Annotated in this window: 23 protein-coding genes; 11 read left to right on the forward strand and 12 right to left on the reverse strand. The window is 59.0% G+C overall.

The window, feature by feature from the left end; genetic code table 11:
- Nucleotides 1-19: 19 nt before the first annotated feature.
- Together OKW44_RS30055 and OKW44_RS30060 are read right to left on the reverse strand one after the other, a co-directional pair.
- Nucleotides 20-283: a hypothetical protein gene (locus tag OKW44_RS30055; protein WP_018418826.1), complete on the reverse strand. Its 264-nt coding sequence runs from the start codon at nt 281-283 to the stop codon at nt 20-22.
- Nucleotides 280-525 (reverse strand): hypothetical protein, encoded by a 246-nt coding sequence (locus tag OKW44_RS30060; protein ID WP_084753995.1) that lies wholly within the window; start codon nt 523-525, stop codon nt 280-282. The genes OKW44_RS30055 and OKW44_RS30060 overlap by 4 nt, the downstream gene beginning before the upstream one ends.
- A 441-nt stretch (nt 526-966) precedes the next feature.
- Between OKW44_RS30060 and OKW44_RS30065 the strand changes: the two genes are divergently transcribed.
- Nucleotides 967-1,455 carry a 3'-5' exonuclease family protein gene (locus OKW44_RS30065; RefSeq protein WP_018418825.1) on the forward strand — a complete coding sequence of 163 codons (489 nt, stop codon included), beginning with the start codon at nt 967-969 and terminating at the stop codon, nt 1,453-1,455.
- A gap of 668 nt (nt 1,456-2,123) precedes the next feature.
- Here OKW44_RS30065 and OKW44_RS30070 read toward each other — a convergent pair.
- The 7 genes from OKW44_RS30070 to OKW44_RS30100 all read right to left on the reverse strand — a co-directional run bounded on the left by OKW44_RS30070 (nt 2,124) and on the right by OKW44_RS30100 (nt 9,514).
- Nucleotides 2,124-2,855, reverse strand: coding sequence for a hypothetical protein (locus OKW44_RS30070; RefSeq protein WP_018418824.1), 732 nt, complete (start codon nt 2,853-2,855; stop codon nt 2,124-2,126).
- Entirely contained in the window at nt 2,852-5,869 is a 3,018-nt protein-coding gene (locus OKW44_RS30075; RefSeq protein WP_018418823.1) for an HsdM family class I SAM-dependent methyltransferase, read from the reverse strand. The genes OKW44_RS30070 and OKW44_RS30075 overlap by 4 nt, the downstream gene beginning before the upstream one ends.
- Before the next feature lie 82 nt (nt 5,870-5,951).
- Nucleotides 5,952-6,407, reverse strand: a complete 456-nt coding sequence (locus tag OKW44_RS30080; RefSeq protein ID WP_018418822.1) for a MerR family transcriptional regulator — start codon at nt 6,405-6,407, stop codon at nt 5,952-5,954.
- Nucleotides 6,404-6,835 carry a hypothetical protein gene (locus tag OKW44_RS30085; RefSeq protein WP_162633911.1) on the reverse strand — a complete coding sequence of 144 codons (432 nt, stop codon included), beginning with the start codon at nt 6,833-6,835 and terminating at the stop codon, nt 6,404-6,406. Before OKW44_RS30085 ends, OKW44_RS30080 begins: the two co-directional genes overlap by 4 nt.
- Nucleotides 6,836-6,863: 28 nt before the next feature.
- Nucleotides 6,864-7,580: a site-specific integrase gene (locus OKW44_RS30090; protein ID WP_018418821.1), complete on the reverse strand. Its 717-nt coding sequence runs from the start codon at nt 7,578-7,580 to the stop codon at nt 6,864-6,866.
- Nucleotides 7,581-8,288: 708 nt separating this feature from the next.
- Complete coding sequence (locus OKW44_RS30095; RefSeq protein ID WP_018418820.1) at nt 8,289-9,143, reverse strand: hypothetical protein; 855 nt, start codon at nt 9,141-9,143, stop codon at nt 8,289-8,291.
- A 155-nt stretch (nt 9,144-9,298) separates the two neighbouring features.
- Nucleotides 9,299-9,514, reverse strand: coding sequence for a hypothetical protein (locus OKW44_RS30100; RefSeq protein WP_162633910.1), 216 nt, complete (start codon nt 9,512-9,514; stop codon nt 9,299-9,301).
- A gap of 94 nt (nt 9,515-9,608) precedes the next feature.
- Between OKW44_RS30100 and OKW44_RS30105 the strand changes: the two genes are divergently transcribed.
- Nucleotides 9,609-10,466 (forward strand): hypothetical protein, encoded by an 858-nt coding sequence (locus OKW44_RS30105; protein WP_018418818.1) that lies wholly within the window; start codon nt 9,609-9,611, stop codon nt 10,464-10,466.
- A gap of 431 nt (nt 10,467-10,897) precedes the next feature.
- Here OKW44_RS30105 and fliT read toward each other — a convergent pair whose 3' ends face one another.
- The 3 genes from fliT to OKW44_RS30120 all read right to left on the reverse strand — a co-directional run bounded on the left by fliT (nt 10,898) and on the right by OKW44_RS30120 (nt 14,178).
- Nucleotides 10,898-11,197 carry a flagellar protein FliT gene (gene fliT, locus OKW44_RS30110; protein WP_018418817.1) on the reverse strand — a complete coding sequence of 100 codons (300 nt, stop codon included), beginning with the start codon at nt 11,195-11,197 and terminating at the stop codon, nt 10,898-10,900.
- 19 nt (nt 11,198-11,216) lie between these two features.
- Nucleotides 11,217-12,788, reverse strand: a complete 1,572-nt coding sequence (fliD, locus tag OKW44_RS30115; protein ID WP_026225518.1) for a flagellar filament capping protein FliD — start codon at nt 12,786-12,788, stop codon at nt 11,217-11,219.
- A gap of 172 nt (nt 12,789-12,960) precedes the next feature.
- Entirely contained in the window at nt 12,961-14,178 is a 1,218-nt protein-coding gene (locus OKW44_RS30120) for a flagellin (RefSeq protein ID WP_018418814.1), read from the reverse strand.
- 384 nt (nt 14,179-14,562) lie between these two features.
- Between OKW44_RS30120 and OKW44_RS30125 the strand changes: the two genes are divergently transcribed.
- The 9 genes from OKW44_RS30125 to OKW44_RS30165 all read left to right on the forward strand — a co-directional run bounded on the left by OKW44_RS30125 (nt 14,563) and on the right by OKW44_RS30165 (nt 23,433).
- The gene (locus OKW44_RS30125; RefSeq protein WP_018418812.1) at nt 14,563-16,245 is read left to right on the forward strand and encodes a glycosyltransferase family 2 protein; all 1,683 of its coding nucleotides are present in this window, start codon (nt 14,563-14,565) and stop codon (nt 16,243-16,245) included.
- Nucleotides 16,246-16,329: 84 nt separating this feature from the next.
- On the forward strand, nt 16,330-17,448 hold the full coding sequence (locus OKW44_RS30130; protein ID WP_018418811.1) for a DegT/DnrJ/EryC1/StrS family aminotransferase: 1,119 nt from the start codon (nt 16,330-16,332) through the stop codon (nt 17,446-17,448).
- A 17-nt stretch (nt 17,449-17,465) separates the two neighbouring features.
- The gene (locus OKW44_RS30135) at nt 17,466-17,690 is read left to right on the forward strand and encodes an acyl carrier protein (RefSeq protein WP_018418810.1); all 225 of its coding nucleotides are present in this window, start codon (nt 17,466-17,468) and stop codon (nt 17,688-17,690) included.
- A gap of 4 nt (nt 17,691-17,694) precedes the next feature.
- Nucleotides 17,695-18,732, forward strand: coding sequence for a ketoacyl-ACP synthase III (locus OKW44_RS30140; RefSeq protein WP_018418809.1), 1,038 nt, complete (start codon nt 17,695-17,697; stop codon nt 18,730-18,732).
- A 2-nt stretch (nt 18,733-18,734) separates the two neighbouring features.
- Nucleotides 18,735-19,490 (forward strand): SDR family NAD(P)-dependent oxidoreductase, encoded by a 756-nt coding sequence (locus tag OKW44_RS30145; RefSeq protein ID WP_018418808.1) that lies wholly within the window; start codon nt 18,735-18,737, stop codon nt 19,488-19,490.
- 1 nt (nt 19,491) lies between these two features.
- A complete protein-coding gene (locus tag OKW44_RS30150) occupies nt 19,492-20,136 on the forward strand; it encodes an acetyltransferase (protein WP_018418807.1) in 645 nt (214 codons plus the stop codon).
- Nucleotides 20,137-20,140: 4 nt separating this feature from the next.
- The gene (locus tag OKW44_RS30155) at nt 20,141-21,256 is read left to right on the forward strand and encodes an aromatic ring-hydroxylating oxygenase subunit alpha (protein WP_026225516.1); all 1,116 of its coding nucleotides are present in this window, start codon (nt 20,141-20,143) and stop codon (nt 21,254-21,256) included.
- Between the two features lie 69 nt (nt 21,257-21,325).
- Complete coding sequence (locus tag OKW44_RS30160; RefSeq protein ID WP_018418805.1) at nt 21,326-22,246, forward strand: sulfotransferase family protein; 921 nt, start codon at nt 21,326-21,328, stop codon at nt 22,244-22,246.
- Nucleotides 22,243-23,433: an FkbM family methyltransferase gene (locus tag OKW44_RS30165; RefSeq protein ID WP_026225515.1), complete on the forward strand. Its 1,191-nt coding sequence runs from the start codon at nt 22,243-22,245 to the stop codon at nt 23,431-23,433. Before OKW44_RS30160 ends, OKW44_RS30165 begins: the two co-directional genes overlap by 4 nt.
- Nucleotides 23,434-23,532: the final 99 nt, after the last annotated feature.

The raw sequence follows: 23,532 nt of genomic DNA on the forward strand, positions 1-23,532 counted from the left end.
ATTTTCGTTGCGAGGTTGGCTACACCGGACGACGGCCAGACGCGATAACAGCGTCAAAGTCCTTGTCGTAGATCCGTTGGCGATTCTGCTGGACCATCAAGTAATTTGCGGGATCGGCCTTCGCCAATTCGCGGAGTGCCGCATCCTTTAATGCCTTGTTGCCTGCAAGGTTCGCCTCGGCGGCCAAGAGCTGCTGTTCGAGCTTTCTCGCATATGCTCGCCAGTCCGTCGCATTGCGCTCGGCGGCGAAAGCTCTGCCGAGCGCGACTCCGTTATCGCTCATTCCTCGCCCCCGTTCCGTTTTCGTTCGCTTTTCAATATATCGGGAACCCGGTGACCCTCGCAAGCGGCATCTCCGCTCGACGCATCATGGCTCACACCGACAATCCGGCCCGTTTTCCGATCGAAATAAACAGGCCGGATACCATGCGACTTCAAATCGCGCACAGCTTCGGCGACGGCTTCATTGGCCCGCTTCAGAAATTCCGGGCTCCGCATATAGCGGCCTAGTTTGTCGGCTGGCATGGCGTGTTCTCCGTTTGTTACAAGCATACGCGGGTGCCCGGACCCTCGAAACTCTTGATTTCGCTTGCTGCACTGCGCAGGCGCGACCAAATAACCTCACGGTTGTGCGCAGGCCGATGGACATCCGGTCCATGTCGTCACAGTCACCTGGCATAATGCCTTTTTCACCCGACTATGGCCGGGCCGGGGCCGCTACACTCGATGCATGCGCCACTTCGGGGCAAAAATGGACATTCGACCGCTGCACACTGGAGATGACTATCGGACGGCGCTGGCAGAAGTGTCGGCGCTGATCGATCGAGACCCCGAACCCTGCACGCCGGAAGGCGACAGGCTAGGAATATCGAGCGTCCTCGTAGATCGCCACTCCGGCACTCTCACGACCGAAGAACGGCTCGCGTTCCTCGCTGAATGGCAAGCAAAAAAACTCGGCGCTAACCCATGCTGCTTTTTCTAGACACCGAATACACCGGCTTGGATCAACGACCGCCGAAACTCGTCAGCCTCGCCCTCGTGGCTGAGGACGGCTCGCGCGAGTTCTATGTCGAGCTGGCCGACACATGGGCGATCGATGACTGTGCGGCATTCGTGCAGCGGAAAGTGCTGCCGTTGCTCGACAAATCCGGCACGACACGCGCCGAGGCACGCGCAACGCTTCAAAGCTGGCTTGCCGCTTCGCCGCGCACCGTGCAGGCCGCATGCGACTCGGAAACCGATTTTCGATTCCTGGTCGACCTACTCGGCCCCGATCGCCCTGCGAACCTCACCGATCGATACTACGATTTACGCCCCCTAATCGATACGCCAGTCTATGACCGCGCAGTGCAGGATTACTACCGCAAGGACCGTCGCGTGCATCACGCGCTCGCTGACGCAAGAGCCTACCGGTATGGCTGGCTGGCGTGGATGGATGCACACAAGGGAGCCTGAATTGAACCTACTGCCGGAAGCAGCCGCACCGGTCGGCAGCGCGCGCGACATCCTCGCCCGTTGCCCATCCTTGTCGCGAAGGAATGGACGATCGCGGAGGACCGCCTGCGCGACTAGATAACCTCGCGACGTACGCCCGTATCAAGACGTCCCCAAGTTGCGCGCGACCTTGGCTGCGGAAACCTCGCCGCCGATCGTCGCGCTGTGGCAATCCGACTCATGACTACGTACAACGTCATTTCTATGACGTGCAGCCGTTCAAATCTGACATAAGCGCTGTTATGTCATTGAGTGTGGTGTAGAAAAATATCGCAAATCAACCTATACCAGCGTGGAATATTCACGTGGATCGCGACGAACTAGCTTACCGGTCAGGCATTGGTCTGTTGAGGGCTTACGCGTGAAACTTTCGCGAGACCAATGCGAGGATTCTCCGAATCACGGATTCGTGCCGCCGCTCGAAAAAATTTCGCACCGCAGACGCAACATGGTCGCATCTACGAAAAAACACCACGCCTAACGCGCATCCACTATACCGCGCAGATTCTCCGCGCTATGGACGAGATACTCACATTCTCAACACGCATGAGCTCGGCAGCGATCAAACGGCTGAACCCCTTGTTTACGAAATCCGGGGAACCGAGCCACTGCAAAGCTCACGCCTTGGTTTATGGGATGTCAAGGCTCCAGAGGTGCCACACTCGAATGCTTCCTGGCTGGCCACCTGCTCCGTAGGTCCAATTTCGTTTGTGAGTACTCTTACCGCTTGCGGGAATCTTGAGGTCCGACTGAACAAGATTCTTTTTGTTTTCCGGAGAAACCAACAACGCGCGATCCTTTCCAAGCGGGGACTCCAAGGTATCTAGCTTGCGATGTGGTTTCGCCCGATATGCAATCATGAGGCCGTCTTGCATCGCCCATGCGTAGTCTCCCCGGACGAATCGCGAGACGCCATCTTTTGTATAGCTGCTCAAGCTTCTCTTCATGGACACGACCTTCGTTTCAACAAAGACGCCCACGTATCGACGCGCATTGACCAAGGGGCCGTTAGCCAGCCGTATCACGAGGTCAGGCTGCTTGTTGATTACGCTTTGGTCATAATTTGAAAGATTCGCGCCTCGTTCCACATTTTCGAACACGTCCGACGTGAACCCATGAACGGGGTTCGCCGAAACACGCAGCCAGTAGGAGAGCACCTCGCAAAGCGCATCGGTATATCGATCCTCTTCAGGATTGCCGGGCGTCACCGGCGCAAGATGGCTCGCGGGATCAGCACAAATTACTCCCCAAGCCTCGTGCAATGCTCGAATGACGATAGTCAAGACGCTGGGAGGGATCATGACTGGGAAGCCAGTTTTGCCAGAAATCAGCTTGCCAGGACTACCGTGCGGACCGATCATGCCGGCTGCCCGCTAGTAGAGACGCGATTCAGAATCGGATCATTGCGCTTGATGAAATCCAACGCAAGCGTCCGCGCAGCAGTTCGCGTCCAGTAACGTCGCTGATTCAGGACCCCGACGTAGGCCGCATCGTCTTGATGAAACTCGACCAGCGTGCAGTCCATGCTATCGGCCATGTTTAGCGCACCGAGTAAATCTTGGACTTTCGGTTTGCGATTGCCGGCAGGACCGCCGATTCGGAAAAAACGCCATGGGGACAGGGAACTTGGACGATAGGTCGTCACTTCCAAAGGCTGATCGCTCATGTCAAACGGCCGCAAGATGTTCACAAGTGCTTCTTGATATCGATCCACTTCTGCGTCTTTGGGGGGGGCGACGGCAGCCTGACGCACCCGCGAGAACGGCAGCGCAGTTGCTAGCCGATCCTCAACTAGGATGACATCGGCTGGGGTCAGCCCGTAGATGCTGTTGACCATCGCATCGACGTCGCTCATATCGAAATGCCTTATCTCTGCCTTTGCCAAAAGCTCGTCAAGCGAGGCACGATGCTCAGCGGAAAGCGAATCCAGGGGGAACACAGGGAACTGCTCAATGTCTGCTTTCTGCATCGCCTCGCGCTCACAACCGAAGATGCTGCTAGTCATCAGCGCGTAGTACAAGAACAACTTGCTGTTCATTAGCGCCCAGAGATACGTGGCCATTAGGCGGGGCTCGCGTACACCTGCACAGCTGTAACCGATGTACGACTCTCGGTACGCAACACGCTCCAGCGCTAGCATCGCAATCGGGGCATGCTCCCGGGTGCTTGGAGATTTCCTCAGCAACACCATCGGCGGTTCATAAATTTCAGACTTGCGCGTGCGATGGACGTGATCTCGATCAAAGATCTCGAGGTCTTGCGTCGGAACGATATGCCACAGTGCCAGCCGAGGGTCTGGCATCATGGGCAGGCCCTTGAGGAAACCTGCCTCCTCGTCCTCGCTGCTCGTCTGGTATCCATGCCCCTCGTTAATTCCGACGCTCTCGGCATATTCCACAAGCGTCGGATGTCGTGTCGCCCGACCGTCGCGTCTGTGCTGAGTGTCGAACTGAATTTTTTCCAACAACGCAACATCCAAGCTGCTGCCCTTGGCTAAGGTTTTGAACAGGTGTGGAACCTGGTCGACCATAGCCACATCGGATGCCCACGCATCCTTGCTGTCGATGCGTACGCGTCCTTCAGCATTCAGCGCGCGGTCCACCGCGGGTGTCACAGAGTAGAAATGGTTGTCTTCGCTAGCAGCTTGATTGCGCGCGAAGAGCAAGCAAAAATAGGCTGCGTTGCTCGGCCACACCGATGTGTTACGCAGCTCCATTCCATTGAGGACATAGGTGACGTTTAACCCGCGGAATAGAGCTTTGCGCGCATCCCATCCGAGTCGTGTCGTCTTGATCAACAAACGGGCGTGAAGTGCAAATGCCACGACGGCCCCTTCGCGAGCCCAGCGGCTGGACTCCCAAACAAAAGGAAGATCAGGAACCCCATCGGGATTGGCAGCGGGCGTGATGCCTCGCTCAATCATCGCTGAACGCGCGATATCATCGAAAGCCTTCTGCCGCGGACGATCCGCCACCGAAGTCCACGGTGGGTTCCCGACGACCAGATCAAATTGATTGGCTAGGGCACTCGCAGCCGGACGGCTCAGGCTGCCTAGATATAGGCCGCTCGGTTCATCCACCCAGTGCTCAGCTGCGAGCAGTACCTTGCCTTGCAAACCGTCGAACTTCAGATGTCGTAGCTTGCCGACGTCCGGATCCAGCTCGAGTGCCGTGAGGTACAAAGCCAGCGCAGTCAATTGGCGTGCAGCGGGGTTGATGTCAATACCAACTAACTGCGCGTTGAGAATTTTTCGAATGACCTTGGTCGTCGGTTGCTTGCCCGTTGCACGCCAACGGCCTTGAACAAGCCGACGAAATGCGGCGAGCAAAAACACGCCGCCACCTGCTGCAGGATCTAGAACTCGCGCCTTGTGCGCATCAGGTCCAAGCATCCCAAGTGCGTGGTCGACAACGTATTCCGCTAAATGACGCGGCGTGTAATAGACGCTCTGCTCCTTAGCCGTGGGCGCCTCGAAATGATGGATGTGGGCCTCGTAGACCTGGCTGAGCAGCCCAACTGGCATATAAGCAAAGTGTAGGTCGCCCCAAGAAAACTGGGTTTGATAGGTGCCGTTTCCCGCTGGCTTGTCGCCACGAATGATGGCAGTCAAATCGTCGAACGCCGAGGTTCGGTCGGCGCGACGAAGACTGCGGAAGTAGTCTTCACTCCCGCCGTCAGGAAGCGTCAGTAAATCGCCGTTAAACGTTTCATCAAGCCAGCGGGAACTGATCGCCGCCAATTCCGGCGTCGACAGACAATCGGCGAACCGAGGCACGCCAGGGATCGGGTTGATATCACTCAAGATCCCGCGGTCGTGAAGAAAGCGTAAGAAGAGCGCGCGCCCCATCAAAGCGAGCGCCTCTGGAGCGCTTACATGCCGTAGTTTGATTAGTTCGTCCGTGACTACGTTAAGCAACTCGAGCATAAGGTCATGCGTGCTGATTCCATCGGCGCGCTGGGGGATGTCGCCTACCGCGAGCTTCGCTAGCAATCCGGGATGCAGTTCTGCATCTTCGAGCAGCGGTGCTGCGTCTTCGTCCCGTGCCTGCCCTAACGCATAGACTTGCACGCTGCCTGGTCGGAGAAATGCGACGTACGGCGCATCTGATCGCAGCGCGAGTACCTGTATGTCACGGTTTCGGTCACTCGCGCTCAGAGTTGGCTCATGTCTCAGATCCCAAATGTACAACAATGGTTGATCCTCGCTGAGGACAACCGCGTCCGGCGCCGGCTCTTGTCGTTCGCGTGCGTGAATCAAGCCCAGAAAGTCCAGATGCTCCGGCTGTAGCGCAGCTTGTCCAAACGACACCACTGCGGTGGGTTCGGTACCCAACGCGTCCGCAATGCTTTGGCGGGTCAGTGTGACGGGCGACATTGTCAGCGCTTCCCTGTTTGTACGGCGGGTCGACGACCGCCGGTCGATCGAACGGTGACGAACGAGCGATTTTGTTGTGATCTCATGCCGATCGCCCCCCCGAAAGGCTTACTGGGGGGAACACGATATCGGACTGAACGGGGAGCCTTTCTTCGATGGAAAGCGATTGGCGCAACTCGGTGATCAGCGAACGCAGTGGTACAACCATGCATGTGCACATCGCCAGCCTTTGGCTGTCGAGGACGCTCACCAACTCAACCGACTCGCCGTCAAAAACGACTGCTTTGTCATCTAGGCCGAACCAAGCGCCCTGCGAGCAGATCTGAAACAGCGCTTCAGCATGCGGTGTCAGGTGGCGAATCTGTATTCCGAATGCGTGCAGCTTCGCGACGACCTTGAGCGCGAGTAGATCGCCGGGGGTAAAGCAAGGACCATAGCCGCGCCTGCCTCTCAACGGAGGCAGGGCACGACGCCAATGTCGGAAGGTTTCTTCCGAAATCCCAATGGCTTCTTTTGCTTGGGCGGGCAGGTATCTCATGCCGGGAAGTATATCTCCACGAAGCATTTCGTTGCTTGCAACGAAATAATTCGTTGTCTTTTTGCATTGTTGTGGAACTGGAGTGACCGTTTCTTCAGTTTCTGCAGGTACTTTCTCCCGCCGAACATCTCACTGCGCCGCACAATGAAGGCAAGCCGCTCAATGCGGGCGCCTACAGTAATGCTTTTTTCGCTGCTAGAAGAACGATGCTCGGGTGGTGCCCCTCGTACTGAAGCGTCACTCGAATCGCACACCGCGGCGGCAAACGAGGTTATTCGGTCGCACCTGACGAACGACGCACATTTGACGCAAACGCCCCAGCGATGCCACTGCTCGCTGCCTTCGGTGCGTCGAAAACGACGCACCTTCGACGCATTGCCGATCGGCGGGATACGGATGTCTAAGTTGGGGGAATCTTCAGAACACAAGGATGATGCTTGACGATTACCGAAGTGATTAACTGGGCTTGAGGCCTCGCCGCTTCATCGTCGCAATTTTGAAGCGGGCGAGGCGATCCACTTTCGGTGAATGCCTCACCGGCCTTGAAGTCTCTACCATCAGCGCCTTGGCTCGCCCCCGCTTTCGCCCATGGGTCGCATCGCCGTACTTGCCAATGGAATAATCGGACAGGTGCCCCATAGCTTTGGCCGCTTCTTCGAGCGGCACCTCGGGATCAGCCTTCAAATCGGAGGCATGCTGATGTCGGAAGCAATATGGGCTGACCCGCGTCCTGATTTTCGGAAATGCCGCCCGGCCTAGCTGGACAACGCTGTTGTACAGGTAGTCGGCGTCGTGGCTCACCACGCTGCGACCGGTACCGTCAGTGGAAGCCTCCAAGGCGTAACGACGCAGCACCGCCAATGCCGGGCACAAGGCCTCCTCGCCGGGACCGGTTCTGAACGCGTACCGTCGATGTGGCTGCCCTCTTTCGCGCTGGCCGGCATCGACGCACTTTGTTCCGGTTACCTCGATCACGAGCAAATGATCACGCCAGACGAGATGAACCCCGTGTTCGATTTCGGACGGCCGGCATCCGATGAGCCAAAGCACCGCAAACGCGGGAAGCAGTTGCGGGCGACTTCGCCGCCATTCCGGGTCGACTGCGCAATCCCACATGGCCTCGCGCCAGTTGGGAGGCAGTGATTTGAGCGCTGGCTTCTTTGCTTTCCCCATTATTTCGGCTCCGCATGGTTGGGTTTCTTTTTGCTTCGGTGACTGTCACGCTCGAATTCAAGGCGGTTAGAAATCTGCTACCCCCCGAGACGCTATGCGTCTCGACCCCCAGAGGGGGTGGGGGCTCGGGCCACTTCAGCCTCAACCCGTCATGTCTGCCGCATGTCGTTGTTGTGTCTGAAATGGCCCGAGCCCCCTCTTGTCCGACTTCGCCGTCGGACAAGAGACCGACACGATTTCGGCGCGTTGGAAATCAAGATCGGCCTGTGCTCGGCGGAGAAGAATTCGCACGAATCGTGGCCGCCGCAGTTGGGTTTCGGTGGTGACGTGCGCTGCCCACAAACTGGCCTTGTGCTACTGCCATGGTCATTCCCGCGCCCGCCCATGGACGGCTGCGCTGCCCACACCACGAGGGTGTGGACATCGCCGGCTCGCTGGCCGGCGTCCCGCAACCGACCACCGGCTCCCCGCGACGATTGCCTTCGGCCTGACGCGCCGCGATGCGGCTTGCCCAAGTGATAGAAGCGGTCCGACCACAAGCCCCCCTCTGCAGCCAAAGCGGTTGATCGACGGCGAGGCGTCGGCGAGCGCCGCGAGCCCGGATTGAGGTGCACGGGCACCGCCGCCCGCTGGGCGGTGGGAGAGCACCGACCGGCACGCGGTGCCGGGCAATCCGGCTCTCACGCTTGCAAATCGTTGGTTTGGTGGTCATATCCCGCGACCCTTCGCAGCGATGGCGGCCATCGTTTCATGCAACCGCCCCAAGTTCGCTTCAACGGTTTCGCGTGATGCCTTAGGAGGTTCGGAGACCGACGACGCCGAGAACTGCAACGGACCTTGTCGTCTCATCGTGATCGCGCGTCCGAACTCGGGTATGAAACTCCCGTTCTTGTATTGCGTGATTACGCTGTTGAGCCACCCGCGCACGCTTCCGACCGCACTGTGCGTGCCCCTCGCCGCTGCCTCAAGGCGACCAGCCAGTTCGTCGGCAATCTGCTGGCCGGCATCACTACTCAGCCCCGCTTGGTTGAGCAGCGTGATCAGGATGTCACGGTGCCTCTCTGCCGAGCCCCCCACCACTACGGTGACTGGCGCGTCAAGCGCGCTTCCACCGCCGCGCTGTCCATCCGTCGGCGTTGTAGTGGTAGTTCTCTTGCTATTGGTCACTGCTTCGCTTGGTATTTCTTTATTGCCGGGTTTTCCGGCGACGGATGAGCCGGAGCCGGTTACGCCATCGCCGGAAAACCCGGCACTGGTGTCGAGCGCTCGTGCTGGTGTTGGATGGAAGACAATGTTCCATTCCCACTGCCCAGCACGTCCGTTGCGCTGGTGCCGGCGAAGATAGCCGGCCGCTTCCAACTCTCGGGCAATTCTTTGCCAGCGGTCCTTCCCCAACGTTCGATATTGTGATCCCTCGCCCTCAGTGTTCGGTGCGATCTTCCCGAGTCGCTTGCGAAGGGCTTCGACCGAAATTTGCCAACCTTGCGGCTTAACGGCCAGCCACGCGGCGACGGCCCTGCTGTCTAGATCCAAGGCCGGATCTTCGAGCAAAGCCTCGGGCACTGAACCCCACCTCTCGGTGTGGCGTACTTGCACGACTCCGCCTGTGTGGTGTGGAAATTTTCGGTTCTTCATCAGAGGCAATGGTTGGCAACGGCATGTCGGCCGTCTGGGAATTCGAGGGGTTGCGCCGGCTCAAGACCGTGTGTGCCGGTTCGTCACGCCCTATTTCTCATCCACGCTCTGACGCAGCCGAGATGCCATCGCAAACGGCCGATTTGCAGGTTGGGGCTAGGCAAACCCGAGACCTTCCGCTGACGGATGCTGTTGGGCGAAAAGCCAGTGATTGCCGCAAACTCTTCGACATCGATCAATGCGTCGTCGTGGAGCAGACTCACTCGCTGGGCGAGTTCGAATTGTTCTTTGGTGCGCATGGCGGTTCCCGGAAGCTAAGCATGTCTAATGCTTGATGCAATGTGCTTACGGTAGTAGGCTGCGATCGTGATCGGGAGGAACGTAACTCGGAAAATGGAAAATTACTTGGACTTTCTGGGTGCACCAGAGGATCTACAGGCGTTCTTCCACTTGCGTCTAACGCCGGGTTGGACCGGGCGCACATCAACTGATGTGACGTGCATACTGCGGATACTGATGTCTCGCTCGGGAGTCACATCTCTCGGCAAGCTTGAGGGTTTGCTATCGCAGCAGCCAGCCGGGGCACGTTTTAACGGCTGCCTAAAGGAATATTTCAACTCGGGCGCGTCCCTTAGACGGCGCGGCTCGAAGTTGATGCGGGTCAGTTCGCTGCGACGATTAGAGCTGCAACGGAAACAGCGAAAGCATGCGCACCTTTCCGTGGATGGATTGGTAGACGCGAAAGCAGATGGCGAGGGAGCCGTAGCGCTCGTTCAGGCGGCATCGGAGGCTGGCATTCTCAGTCAGCCGGAAGCCGGAAGACTACTGCTGGACCTTGATCGCGAGGAAATGCTTGGCCAGTTGATAAATATCTGGAAAGGTAAAAAGTGGTCGCTCGATACAGACGACAACCCTTTCACCGACGAACGGTGGGATGACGTTCGGGGCTTGGCTCGAATCGTCGCGACTGATATCTGGAATCGCAGAGGCTATTGGCACAAGAATGCGGTGAGGTCGGCCATTGCGGAACTGACAGATCGAGATGCGGAATTTTCTGCTCGCGATCGCGGTGACGGGGGCAACCAATTGGATCCGCCGAATTGTTCAGCATGCGGCGTAGAACCTATGGCAATGGCCGCCGAGTATCGGGTTGGCATGGTGCTAAAGGGCGGGACTGCGATCCTGCGCACTATGTTGACCGCAGAAGATTTGGACGATGATCGTCCGCGCTCCGGCGCGGTTTCAGCGTGACTTTCCGCAAAATGCCCGTAACAAAAGGGGTAACGTTTGCTAAACTACGCTTCGATAGGTTGGCGCTTTCTCGTGTAAGCGTTTGATTTCAAAGAAGTCTCGAAGTTAAGTTACTGATTTCATTACGGGTTCTTCGCGGACTCCGAAGGCAGGGGTTGCTGGTTCGATCCCAGCCGGGCGCACCAAAATTCGAAGTGATGCCAGGTTGATGAAACCTGATAAAACAAGGCCCTAAGGCAAATGCCGAGGGCCTTTTTTCATTTTGGGCGACGTCGGGAACCCCACCGTATGCGCCATTTGGCGGAACAGTGGCGGCGTCGAGAATAGTCCAGACATAACCGTCCGATCGAAAACCGGGGCTGCACAAAGAAAAGAGCCCGCGCAAAGGCGGGCCGTGGTGCGCAAATGCGCAGCGAATCGTGGTTCCTGCTTCAAGCGAGAGCCACGCTCAAATACCGCCCGGCGTTGCGACTCGCCTGCATGTTCGCCTGATACTCGGCGCCCAGCTCCTGCTGCGCGACGCGCGCGGCTTCGGAGATGCGGCTGTCGATCTCGTGGATCTCCCTGAGCCGTGCCATAACCTCCTGCGGCGGCTGCGCGCCGAGCGCCGTCAAGAGCGGCGAGCGCTCGTCGGCGAGCTGCGCGGCGCGCTCCCAGTCGCCGACAGCGGCCGCCAGTTCGAGGTCTTTCGTCATCTGCCAGATGCGCTCGATCGTGGCTACGTTCTGCATGGTTCGCTCCGCGCCACGCTCAGCTCTTGTTCGTGGCAAGCGCGCCTGCGCTGTTGGTGCCACCGAACAGTTGCGTGAGGTACTGCGAGTTGCTGTTCATCGTTGCCATCAGCGTGTCGAGCGCGGTGAACTGCGCGGTGTACTGGCTGGTGAGCTGTGCCTGCCACGCCGTCAGCGTCGTCTGCTGGTTCGAGAGGCTCGTGAGGTCGCTGTTGATCGCGTCCGTACGGTTTTGAATGATGCCGCCGGACGAGGTGTAGTTCGTGATGCTGTCGTCCAGTTGCGCGGCGATGCCGGTGGTCGGATTGAACAGGGAGGTCACGGCCGACTGGTTGTTCTGCAGCGCAGCGTTGAGCGTCGTGTCGTCGACCGACAGCGTGCCGTCCGCCTGGAGCGTAATGCCGATCGCGGCAAGCGTCGTCTTCGTGGTGCCGCTGCCCACGCCGCTGCCCACGATGTTGGCGAGCTGGTTCTGGATCACACTCAACGTGGAATCGCCGAGCAGCACCCCCTGCGACGTCGAGTTCGCGTTGTACGCCGTCAACGAGCCCATCGTCGTGATGAGTGTGTTGTAGACGGTGACGAAATTGTCGATCGCCGACGACTCCGCGCTGGTGTCCTGCGCCACCGTGAGCGTCTGGGTGGTGCCGACCGCCGCTGACGTGAGATTCAGCGTCACGCCGGACAGGGCCGTCGTCACGGCGTTCGTGGAACTGCTCACGCCGACGCCGCCGAGCGTGAAGTACGAATCCTGGGCAGCCTGCGTCTGGGTCCAGCCTGTGCCGGAGACGGTCGACTGGCTGGGGTTGATCGTGTTGCCGCTGCTGTCGGTACCGGTGAGGTCGCTCGCGCTGGATATCGACTTGCCGGCGGTGGTCGTCACCGCGAGCTTGTTCAGGTCGTCGGTCGAAGTCGAATCGCTGATCGCGATGCTGATGCCGCTCGACGCACCGGTCGAGTTCGATTGCAGCACGAGGTGGGCGCCGTCCGCGCCGGTCACCACGGTCGCGGTCACGCCGGGATTGTCGTTGGCCGAATTGATCGCCGAGGCAATGCCGGCAATCGTGCTGTTCGAGCTGTTCAGGGAAATCGTGCTGCTCTGGCCGTTGACCGTCAGGGTCATCGTGGCTGAGCCGGAAGCCAGGTTCGTGCTCGCGTTATAACCCGCCGAGGTGAGCACTTGCGAGGTGGCGACCTGCGCCACATTGAGCGAATACGAACCCGCCACCGCGCCGGTCGCGGCCGTAGCGGTGACGCCGGTGCCGCTCAGGGTGGTCTTGAACGTATTGAGCGTGGCACCGTCGCTGAGCGGCAAGATGGCTGCCTGCAACGCGGACAGTCCCGCGGAGAGCGTGCCGTAGGCGGAGATCAGCGTGTTGTCCGCGGTCTGCTCGGCGGCGATGGTGGCGGCCTGGCCGGCGGTCTTGCTGTTGACGAGCGCGGTGACGAGCGAACTCGTGTCCATGGAGGAATTGGTCGAGCCGCTGATGATCGACTGGGCGGCTGCCTGCACCGACGCCTGGGCGGCGGCGGTCGTGGTGGCGACTGCGCTCGAGATCGCGGCAGTCGTGGATCCGGTTACGGTGGACATGAGGAGGCTCCGTGCGTCGGCAAGGCCGGTCAAAACGCTTGAATGGGCGGTTGAATGCGCGATTTAATTCGCGGTGTAACGCTGGAAACGACAATCGGGAGGCAAGCCTCCCGACGGATTTGCGTCCGGCGCGCGATGCGCTGCGAGCCGGACACCTGCGGCCGGAAGCGCCTTACTGGAGGAGCTTCAGGATCTGCTGCGGCTGCGAGTTTGCTTGTGCCAGCACCGAGATACCGGCTTGTTGCAGAACCTGCGCCTTGCTCAGGTTAGCCGTTTCCTGCGCGAAGTCCGCGTCCTGGATCGACGACTGGGCGCTCGACAGGTCGGTCGATTGCGCTTGCTGCGTCGAGCCGATGGCGGTGAAGCGGTTTTGTGCCGCGCCGAGCGTTGCTTGCAGGTTGTTCAGCGTGGTCAGCGCGTTGTCGATCGATTCCATCGCTGCGCTTGCGCCGGTCTGGCTGCTGATGTCGATGCTCGCAACGTTCGTCGGCGTGTTGAGTGCGTCGATCGTGGCACCGGTGGCGGTGTTCGAAGCCGCGGTGAAGCTCGTGGTGAGGGTAGCGGTCGATCCGCCTACCGTCGCCGACATGTCAGTACCAAGGGCCGAGGCAATTGCCGCGCCTGCGCCAGCAGCATTGGCGGCCGAGATGGTGGCGTTGCCATTGGCGTCGGCGGTGATCGTAACGCCGCTGAGCACTGCCGTAGCGGTGGCGGACGTCAGCGCCTGGTTGTTCTGGTCCGTCAGCGTGTAACCGCCCGAGCCGTCGGCGATCACGTTGATGGCCGTGATCGCGGCGCCAGTAGCAACCGTTTGGCCGCTAGTGTTCAGCGACAGGTTGCCGAACGAACCGAGCGTGTTGCCTGCTTGCACGTTGCCGGTGCCGAGCTTCGCAGCCGACATGTCTTGCGTCAGGTTCAGGCTGATCGACTGACCGACGTTCGCGCCAACCTGGAACGACACGGTGCCCAGCGAACCGTTGAGCAGGTTCATGCCGTTGAACGTCGTCTGCGACGCGACACGGTTGACTTCCGAGATCTGTTGCGAGACTTCCTGCTGCAGGGCCGCGCGGTCGTCGCTGGTCATCGAGCCGTTCGCTGCTTGCGTGGCCAACTGGCGGATACGCTGCAGGCTGTTCGTCAGCGAGGCGAGGCCGCTCGATGCGGTTTGCACCATCGACGTACCGTCGTTCGAGTTCGACACACCCTGGTTCAGACCGTTGATCTGGGTCTGCATGATGTTCGAGATCGCGAGGCCTGCTGCGTCGTCCGCTGCGCTGTTGATGCGCTTGCCCGACGACAGACGCGTGATCGCCTGCGACAGTGCGCTGCCCGAACCGGTCAGGTTCTGCTGCGAAACGAGCGAGTTGATGTTTGTATTGATTCCGAGCATTTCAATTCTCCGAGTAGGGCACGGGCCCGATCCCAAAAATGGCAGCGTGGGTTTGTGTTGGCCGCCTTGTTTGGGATATCGGTCCCTACCGGGAAAACTTTAAGGGGAGAATCAATCGAGGAAGTCAAATGGCGCGAAAGGGGCTTCGGCGCGGGATTGACGGCGCATGTCCAGCATTGAATCTTGCATCTTGCTTTCAGCGGCTGCCCCTGACTTCAAGGGCTGGTCATTCAATTCATCGCGCATTTTCGCTATGTCATAGCTTGCGCGAACCCGGCGTTCCCGCATCTGCGGAATTGGGCGCGAAAAGCGTGCCTGTCTGCCGGATCAACATTCCGTAGCGGCCGCTACACTGCCCGATCGCTTAATTCGGCCGCCAGTCGTATGCCCACAGTCAGCATCCTCATTCCCGCGTTCAAGCCGGCATACCTGGCCAAGACTTTGGCGAGCGCCTGCGCTCAAAGCTTTACGGACATCGAAATCCTCGTCGGCGACGACACGCCGGACGGCATACTGCGCGAGATCGCCGATGCAGCGAACGATCCGCGGATTCGATATTTTCACCACGGATTTCAGGACGGCCTGCGCAACCAGGAGCAGTTGTGGGCGCACGCTAGCGGCCGGTACGTGAAGTGGCTTTACGACGACGATCTTTTGATGCCGACTTCGGTCGCCACGCTGGTTGCCGCGCTCGACAGTCATCCCGAATCGACCCTGGCCTTTCATCAGCGCGTTGTCATCGATTCCGACGACAAGGTGATCGACGTGCCAGCCGCACTGATCCAGCCCGGCGAGACGGCGCTCCTCGATCGAGCGTTTCTGATCGAGAACGTGGTGGTGACCGCCAACAACTTCCTCGGTGAACCAAGCAACGTCATGCTTGTGCGCGAGCGGGTCAACGTCGGCTCCATGATGAAGTACAGGGAGCACGGATTCATCTATCTGACCGATGTCGCGATGTACCTGAACATGGCCGAGCAGGGGCCGGTCGTCCTGGCTGGCGGCTACCACAGTTGCTTTCGGCGGCACGCGACGCAAAACTCCGGCGTGGCGAACCCCTGGCTGGCGGCGGGCTTTTACGAATGGGAAATCATGGTGCGCGGCGAAGCGGCCGCCGGGACCATCGGCGCGGAGGCGCTCGGCAAGGCTCGCGAGCGGCTCGGCGAGGTTTACAGCTTTGCCATCGAACAGCGCGGCCTGTCTGGGCTTGAACTGTTGAAGCAGAGCCTGGACGAGCTGGGGCGCCTGCCGACTCGCGAACTGCCCGCGTCTCGCCGGTTTCTCGATGGCATCGCCCACTCGCGCGCGGTGGCGGCGGCAAAGAACCGCAAGCGCGTGCGGCTCGTCTGCGCCACACGGGGAGACCAGCAGCAGTTCATGGCCGACACCGCGCTCGGCCGTTCGCTGCGGCTCTACAGCTCCGCCATGCGTGAAGACGACGTGCAGATCAGGCTGACGATCAACAACACGCAAGGGTTGCCTGCGATCTACAACGCCGCGATCGAGGCGGCGGCCACTGATCCGGCGATCCTCGTCTTTATCCACGATGACGTTTGGCTTGCCGACTTTTTCTGGCAGGAACGCATCCACACGGCACTCGACCACTTCGATGTGGTCGGTATCGCTGGCAACACGCGCCGCGTGCCGGGGCAGCCGGCCTGGCATTCGACGACGCTCAGCTTTCAACAGGACGCGGAGCATCTGAGCGGAAGCGTTGGCCGCGGTCGGGGCATGCCCTGCGACGAAGTCGAGCTGTTCGGGCCACCGGAGCAAGAATGCAAGCTGCTCGACGGCTTGATGCTCATCGCCGACAGCGAGACGCTGCTTGCCCGTGGTGTCCGGTTCGACGAACGTTTTGCGTTCGACTTCTACGATCTGGACTTCTGCCGGCAGGCCGAACTGGCTGGCCTACGGATGGGAACGTGGGCGTTGAGCGTGATTCACGAGGGTGGGCGTCGGTACGGCACCGAGGCGTGGCTCGAAGGCTACATCCGGTATCTGCAGAAATACGGCGAACAGGCGGGGCATGACATGCCGGTCGCGCAGGTTTATGCCAATGAGGCGTAGTGAGGGGGAAAAGGCCCTTAGTTCGCCGGACTGAAATGGCGGCGCGAGGGTCAAACTCTCGGGACCGACTTATCTCGATTACCCATGAAATCGCCCGGCCACACGCCCATCTATGTCACCCAGCCGTACATGCCACCGCTGGAGGACTTCATTCCCTATCTGGAAAAAATCTGGGACTCCAAGCGGCTGACCAATCATGGGCCGATGCACGAGCATCTCGAGAAAGCGCTCGCCGAGTATCTCGGCGTCGAGCACATCGCACTCTTTTCCAACGGCACACTGGCGCTGGTCACGGCCCTGCAAGCCTTGCGCATCACCGGCGAGGTCATCACGACGCCGTACTCCTTCATCGCCACGGCGCACTCCCTGCGCTGGAACGGCATCGAGCCGGTCTTCGTGGACATCGACCCGGTCACGCTCAATCTTGACCCAGCGAAGATCGAAGCGGCCATCACGCCCAAGACCACGGCTATCCTGCCCGTGCATTGCTATGGCAATCCCTGCAAGGTCGACGCCATTCAGAAGATCGCCGACATTTACAACCTGAAAGTGATATACGACGCCGCGCATGCCTTCGGTGTGCGCGACGAAGGCGGCAGCATCGTGCGGCACGGTGACCTCTCCGTATTGAGCTTTCACGCCACCAAAGTATTTACGACCTTCGAGGGCGGCGCCATCGTCTGCCCGGACAAGAAGACCAAAGAACGCATCGACAACTTGAAGAATTTTGGGATCGTCGACGAAACCACGGTCGTCGCACCGGGCATCAACGGCAAGATGGCTGAGGTCAATGCCGCCTTCGGCTTGCTGCAACTGCAACACATCGACAAGGCGCTGGCGCGCCGCCGCGAGATCGGCGCGAAGTACGGTGAGCTGTTGAGAGACGTTCCGGGCATCGAATGCGTCCAGCAACGGGAGGGAAATGGCACGAACTTTTCGTATTACCCGATCCTGGTCGGACAGAAATATCCAATCAGCCGGGACGCGCTTTTTGAGCGATTGCGGGACAAGGGAATTCATGGCCGCCGGTATTTCTATCCGTTGATCACCGAGTTCCCGATGTATCGCGGCATGTCTGGCGCTTCGCGCGGCAATCTGCCGGTGGCGACGAAGGTGGCAGCGGATGTGATCTGCCTGCCGATTTATCCGAACCTCACGAACGATGAGGTCGAGACGATTGCAGCACTGATTGGAGATATTTGATGACTATCGAGTATGTAATGCCCAGCATCGAAAGCTTTATTGAAAATTTTCTGGTTGTCACCGATTTTCAGAATCCGGTGGAAGTGAAACCGGAGACGGAATTGAGCAGCCTGGAAGAATGGGATTCGCTGGCTGCGCTGGGCGTGATCGTGATGTTCGACACGGAGTTCGGCAAGGTGATCTCAGGTGACGACCTGAAGAAGTGCGCAACGATCACCGACCTCTACAAACTGCTCGGATAAGAACATGGCATTTTCCACTCTGCGCAATGTGCGCTTCGCAGGCATGGCGAGCTGTGTGCCCAGACGTGTCTATGACAACGTCCTCGATGCTCCGCCGCAAATTCGTTCGGAGCGCGAGCGCCTGGTGCGCAATATCGGCATCAAGACGCGACGCCTTTGCCCGGAGTGGCAATGCTTTTCGGATCTCGCTTTCGATGCAACGGAGAAGCTGCTCACTGAGTTGGAGTGGGCACGGGAAGAGATCGATGCGCTAGTTGTCGTGACGCAGTCGCCGGACTACCTGATTCCATCGACGGCGATCATCCTGCAGGATCGCCTGAAGCTGTCGCAGGCGACGATTGCCTATGACGTGAACCTCGGCTGCTCCGGCTATCCCTTTGGTTTGCATCTGCTGGGTAGCATGATTGCCGCTGGCGCCATCAAGAAGGCGTTGCTACTGATCGGGGATCGTTCGGGCAATCTTCGCGATCCGTTGTTCTCCGATGCCGGCACGGCGACGGCACTCGAATTCGATGAGAAAGCGCCGCCGATGCACTTCGACCTCAACAGCGACGGTAGCGGTTACAAGGCCATCTGCTTGCCGGTCGGCGGACATCGGGAGCCGGTTGGTATTCACCATATGATCCCGACGCGCGATGAAAGCGGTTTCTTTCATTCAGGACTGGACTTGACGCTTGATGGTCCAGCCGTGCTGAGTTTTTCCACGCAGCGCGTACCGCCCGCAGTGGAAAAGATTCTGGAAAAAACCGGCACGAGCAAGGACGACATCGACTATTTCGTCTTTCATCAGGCCAACAAGATGATCAACGAAACCATCCGCAAGAAGCTGGGTTTGCCGGTGGAGAAAGTGCCTTCCACCTTGCCGGATTTCGGCAATACCAGCGGCGCATCCTTGCCGGTGACGATGACGGCCCGTTTGCACGAGGTGCTGGGCAAGGCCCGGCATCGCTTGCTATTGAGCGGTTTCGGTATTGGCCTGTCGTGGGGCACGGTCATTATGGATATTGAAGGCGCCAAGTTTCCGGCATTGATCGAGTCATGAGTATGGAAAACCCGTTCTCGCTTTCCGGGAAGCGCATCCTGGTCACAGGGGCCTCATCCGGCATTGGTCGCCAGATCGCGATTTCCTGTTCACAGATGGGCGCGCAGGTCGTTATCACGGGCCGCGACCGCGAACGTCTGAAACAGACGCTGGAGATGCTCGATAAATCGGCATTGGCAGGACATCAAGCAGTACAAGCCGAGCTGACGAATGCCGCCGAGCGAGAGACGCTGGTCGCGGCGCTCGGCGGCACGCAACTGAATGGCGTCGTGCATAGCGCAGGCATTTCGCGGCTGAGTCCGGTGCGCATGTTCACCGAACAGCACTTGCGGGAAGTCCAGGCTATCAATGTCGATGCGCCCATGTTGCTGACGCAGGCGCTGCTCAAGCGGAATCTGGTTGCACCGGAAGGTTCGCTGGTATTTGTCGCTTCGATTGCGGCGCACATCGGCGTTGCCGGGGTAGCGGCTTATTCGGGAACGAAGGCCGCACTGATTGCCATGACGCGTTGTCTTGCCATGGAAGTGGTCAAGCGCCGTATTCGTGCCAATTGCCTTTCGCCAGCATTGGTCGAAACGCCTCTGCTGGATGCGACGGCCACCATGGTGGGGTCGATGGAGCAGGAGCGGAACAACTACCCGCTCGGCTTCGGAAAGCCCGAAGATGTGGCCAATGCCGCTGTTTTCCTGTTGTCGAACGCCAGTCGCTGGATCACCGGCACGACGCTGGTGATGGATGGCGGCTTGACGATCAGCTGATATGTCGAACTCTCCTCGCCACCTGTTGATTGTTGGGGCCGGAGGCTTCGGTCGCGAAGTACTGAGCTACATCGAGGACGACAATCCTTTATTCGAGGTGAAAGGCTTTCTCGATGGCCGTGCCGGTGCGCTCGATGCAACGCCACGCGACGTGCCAATTGTCGGCGATCCGCTAACGTACCAGCCATTGCCGAATGAGGTCTTCATGGCTGCGCTCGGCGATCCGCAGCAGCGTTTCAAGTACACCGCTACGCTCCGTGACGTTCATCACGTCGATTTCGCGACCGTCGTGCATCCACGTGCAAATGTGAGTAAGCACGCAAATCTGGCACATGGTTGCATCATCGGCCCAGGCGTGGGCCTCTCGGTCGATACGCACGTCGGTGGCTTCACCTGCATTCAGGAATACACGGTCGTCGGTCACGACGCGCGTATCGGCGAGTGGTGCCAGATTAACAGCCATTGCACGATTGCCGGCGGCGCCCGTATCGGCAACTTTGTCACGATTCATCCCAACTGCGTGATTACCAGTCGTGCCGTCATTGGAGACGGGGTCACCGTTGCGCCGGGCAGTGTTGTCATCGGACGGATTCCGGCAGGTATCACGGTCCTGGGCAATCCGGCCAAACGCTTTTCTTTCCGCTGATTTTATGCCCACTCAACAGATTCCGCCCCGAGCTTACGTCGATTCTGCCCATCACGAAAACGAGCTGAATGGTTTGTTTCGTCAGTCGTGGATTTTCGCTGGCCTGAAACTGGAACTGCAGGGCAACGTGCATCAGGGCATGCGCCTGGGGAATACGGAGATCGTTCTGCAATGCGACGAAACGGGCAAGCCGCGCGCTTTTCTAAACGTATGCTCGCATCGTCATGCCCGTTTGTGTGAGCCCGGGACGCATCGCGGCTTCGTGCGTTGTCCATACCACAGTTGGGTGTACGACAAATGCGGCGTACCTCTTAGCATTCCCCAGAAGCAGGCATTTCCTCAAGTAGTCGCGGAGCCGGAGAAGTTCCGACTGCATGAGTTTGCTTGCGACACGGCAGGGCAATTCATCTTTGTGCGCCTGTCGGAGGAGGGGCCGAGTCTGCGCGACTATCTCGGTTCGCAATATGTCTTCCTCGAACATGCAAGCGAAGGCATGGACACGGTGCTGGACGAATTCCGCGAAGATGTCGCGGCCAACTGGAAAGTCGTCATCGAAAACGCCCTGGAGGGCTATCACGTCCCCTCGGTGCATTCCGGCACATTCATGGAGGTCGACGGGATGAGCCGCGAAAAAGAAGCTCCGCGCTTTTTCTTCGACGACGCCCGGCACAGTCACCTGGAGCACGATGCCAACGCCGATTGGGTCGCCCGTTTCAAGCGCATGGAATCCAGAATCGGCCGCTGGCCGTGGCCTTTCGAGCATTACACGCACCATCACATTTTTCCGAACCTGACCGTGACGTCCTTCATGGGCTATAGCTTTCACGTGCAGCGTTTCGATCCGACCTCCGTGGAGACCACGACGGTGCATTCGCGCACGCTTGGCGTGAAATTCGAAGGAAGCACGGAGGCCGGAAAAAAAATGATGGAACACATCTATGCCGATGGGCACGCCTTCACGAGGAAGGTGTTTGCGGAAGATGGCGGGATTTGTGCCAAGGTGCAGGCGGGTGTGCGCAATGCGACGAAGCTGGCTGTTCTCGGCGAGGGAATCGAAGACCGCGTTCGTCATTTTCACCATGCCTATGTTGCAGCCCAACCAATCGAAGGACAGGAATGAGTGCCGTTGATATCGCAGGAAAATCTGCGGAAGAATCGTTTTTTTACCGATCCGGCGACAAGGAATAGCATGGCTATCGATAATATCTTCATCGCCGGCATGGACAAGTGCGGTACGACCGCATTGTCCGAATGGATGGTCGCAAACGATCTGGCCGAAGATAGGGTGCCGGGAGTCAAAGAACCCGCGCTGTATGTCAACGATGAGCCTCATCCCGGGAAATACCGCATTCCAACTGGGCGCCCGTTGCTGGACGCCACGGTGGCCTATTCCAGGACCGCCGATTACATTCGCTTATTGCCCGAGCACAAGACCAAAATTGTCATCTGCTGGCGTAATCAGCTCGATCGGTCCTGGTCCTTGTACAAGATGCTGAAGGTCTATGACAGAGGCGGCGCCGAATTCGACAGCTATTTTCTTTCGCCGTTGGAAAAGAGAGGGGCGAAAGACGTCAAGCGCGAAACCTTTTTCGAGGCCATCGAGGGTTATTTTCCACGGCGTCTTAACGGTGTGTTCAAGCGATACATCGAAAAGGAAATCGAGCATATTCGTACCCATAGCTTTCTCGAGCGCGTCGAATACGAAATGGGTTTTCATCTCTCGCGACAGCAGTGGCCGTTTTGCTCCGTGCTTAGCGGCGGGTTCTATTACCGCCCAATCCGCATGCTGCTGGAAAAATACATGCCGCAGGATATCGCCGTGATCTCCGTCAATCAGTTGGCTGACGCCGATCGACGCCGCCATTTCGTTCGAGAGGTATTTGAGAAAGATGTCGAAACACCTGACGTGCCTCTGTCTTTCTCTAATGAAAACATCGAACTGGAAGAACCCAAACCGGATTTCCGCGACAGGAAGTTCGACACGCTGCGCGCATGTTTTTGCTACGACCTGGAACAGGCTCGTGAACTGGTCAGAACGACATTGTTCGGAGACAGTCTTCTTGACCATGCCGGACTGGATCGCTATTTCCCTGAAGGACAACATAAATGACTAACGCTTCCCCGTCGTTACGGGACCAGTTGCTGCGCGCCTTTGCCGACGATACGGCGCCCGCTCGCGCCGCTGCCAATCTGAAGGGCGCGGCTCTGGTCATCTTCGGTCCCGGCTCGTCCCTGGCATTGATGCATCTGCAGACCTTAGTGGCGCGCGGGGCGAACGTGGTATTGGCTGTGGACGACTGGGCTCGTGTGGAGGAGATTGCCGGAATCCCTGTGTGCACGTCGGGGCAGTTGGCCGCGGAACTGTCGCGGCGCGTGCCGAAAGGCACGGAAGTCAAGGCCATCAATTTCACGCAGAACCGGTATGGGCAGGCGCGTTTCCGCGCACTGGCCGGGCACTTGGGCATGCCGATTCATGATCTTGTGGAATTGCTTGCGGCGTACGATTGCCCGGGCGTCTACGAGCCTGTCTTGCAGTATCGTGCTCGTACCAAGGAACGTGCCGATGACTGGCTGGCTTTCGCCGAAAGCCTCGAAGACGAGCGCAGCCGCGAAACCTTATATGCCTCTCTGCTGCAGCGCCTGGAATTCAATCGCTATGTGCTGGATTCGGTCATGGTTAGTCCTAGCGACGAATATTTTGGCGTTAGCCGCGCACAGAGCGAAACATTCACGATTGGCACCAGGGAGCACTTAGTCGACTGCGGCGCGCATACCGGCACGGTTGTTGCCAAGTTGTTGGGCGCGACCGACTGGAAGGTGGCAAGCGTGCATGCGTTCGAGCCGGATGCGAAAAACTACGAGGCATTGAACAACTTGATGCCCTATCCGTTGTCTTTCATGCACGCTCACCGTTGTGCGGTATCCGACCGTAGCGAGACCCTGCGTTTCCACGAGACCGGCACGATGGGTAGCCATGTCAGTTCCAGCGGAGGGGTCGAGGTGCCTTGCGTGACGCTCGACGACGTGGTGGAAGACGCTACCTTCATCAAGATGGATGTCGAAGGTTTTGAGGCGCGCGCCTTGCGCGGCGCAGCGCACCTGATCGCCCGTGCTAAACCGAGAATGGCGATTGCCTCTTACCACTATGCGACCGATCTGCTCGACGTGGCTGATACGTTGCGCGAGATCGTCCCGGGACATCGCCTGCGCGTGCGTCAACACTACAGCTACTTCTATGACACCATCATCTATGCATCACCGCGCGATGATTGGGCGCCGCTGACGCGGGCCGAATAGCAAGCAGTTGATTTGGCTGACTGACTTTGCGGCCTTCCAGACGCAACAGGCACGTCACCATTCGTGCCCCGGCACGCGGAAAGTTCATGTGCAGCTCAT

It is taken from the genome of Paraburkholderia lebeckiae, assembly GCF_050436325.1.
GTDB classification, from domain to species: Bacteria; Pseudomonadota; Gammaproteobacteria; order Burkholderiales; family Burkholderiaceae; genus Paraburkholderia; species Paraburkholderia tuberum.

Excerpts from the sequence above, each read along its gene's own strand:
- OKW44_RS30055 (WP_018418826.1), bottom strand. The coding sequence starts at position 283 with ATGAGCGATAACGGAGTCGCGCTCGGCAGAGCTTTCGCCGCCGAGCGC.
- OKW44_RS30060 (WP_084753995.1), bottom strand. The coding sequence starts at position 525 with ATGCCAGCCGACAAACTAGGCCGCTATATGCGGAGCCCGGAATTTCTG.
- OKW44_RS30065 (WP_018418825.1), top strand. The coding sequence starts at position 967 with ATGCTGCTTTTTCTAGACACCGAATACACCGGCTTGGATCAACGACCG.
- OKW44_RS30070 (WP_018418824.1), bottom strand. The coding sequence starts at position 2,855 with ATGATCGGTCCGCACGGTAGTCCTGGCAAGCTGATTTCTGGCAAAACT.
- OKW44_RS30075 (WP_018418823.1), bottom strand. The coding sequence starts at position 5,869 with ATGTCGCCCGTCACACTGACCCGCCAAAGCATTGCGGACGCGTTGGGT.
- OKW44_RS30080 (WP_018418822.1), bottom strand. The coding sequence starts at position 6,407 with ATGAGATACCTGCCCGCCCAAGCAAAAGAAGCCATTGGGATTTCGGAA.
- OKW44_RS30090 (WP_018418821.1), bottom strand. The coding sequence starts at position 7,580 with ATGGGGAAAGCAAAGAAGCCAGCGCTCAAATCACTGCCTCCCAACTGG.
- OKW44_RS30100 (WP_162633910.1), bottom strand. The coding sequence starts at position 9,514 with ATGCGCACCAAAGAACAATTCGAACTCGCCCAGCGAGTGAGTCTGCTC.
- OKW44_RS30105 (WP_018418818.1), top strand. The coding sequence starts at position 9,609 with ATGGAAAATTACTTGGACTTTCTGGGTGCACCAGAGGATCTACAGGCG.
- fliT (WP_018418817.1), bottom strand. The coding sequence starts at position 11,197 with ATGCAGAACGTAGCCACGATCGAGCGCATCTGGCAGATGACGAAAGAC.
- fliD (WP_026225518.1), bottom strand. The coding sequence starts at position 12,788 with ATGTCCACCGTAACCGGATCCACGACTGCCGCGATCTCGAGCGCAGTC.
- OKW44_RS30120 (WP_018418814.1), bottom strand. The coding sequence starts at position 14,178 with ATGCTCGGAATCAATACAAACATCAACTCGCTCGTTTCGCAGCAGAAC.
- OKW44_RS30125 (WP_018418812.1), top strand. The coding sequence starts at position 14,563 with ATGCCCACAGTCAGCATCCTCATTCCCGCGTTCAAGCCGGCATACCTG.
- OKW44_RS30130 (WP_018418811.1), top strand. The coding sequence starts at position 16,330 with ATGAAATCGCCCGGCCACACGCCCATCTATGTCACCCAGCCGTACATG.
- OKW44_RS30135 (WP_018418810.1), top strand. The coding sequence starts at position 17,466 with ATGCCCAGCATCGAAAGCTTTATTGAAAATTTTCTGGTTGTCACCGAT.
- OKW44_RS30140 (WP_018418809.1), top strand. The coding sequence starts at position 17,695 with ATGGCATTTTCCACTCTGCGCAATGTGCGCTTCGCAGGCATGGCGAGC.
- OKW44_RS30145 (WP_018418808.1), top strand. The coding sequence starts at position 18,735 with ATGGAAAACCCGTTCTCGCTTTCCGGGAAGCGCATCCTGGTCACAGGG.
- OKW44_RS30150 (WP_018418807.1), top strand. The coding sequence starts at position 19,492 with ATGTCGAACTCTCCTCGCCACCTGTTGATTGTTGGGGCCGGAGGCTTC.
- OKW44_RS30155 (WP_026225516.1), top strand. The coding sequence starts at position 20,141 with ATGCCCACTCAACAGATTCCGCCCCGAGCTTACGTCGATTCTGCCCAT.
- OKW44_RS30160 (WP_018418805.1), top strand. The coding sequence starts at position 21,326 with ATGGCTATCGATAATATCTTCATCGCCGGCATGGACAAGTGCGGTACG.
- OKW44_RS30165 (WP_026225515.1), top strand. The coding sequence starts at position 22,243 with ATGACTAACGCTTCCCCGTCGTTACGGGACCAGTTGCTGCGCGCCTTT.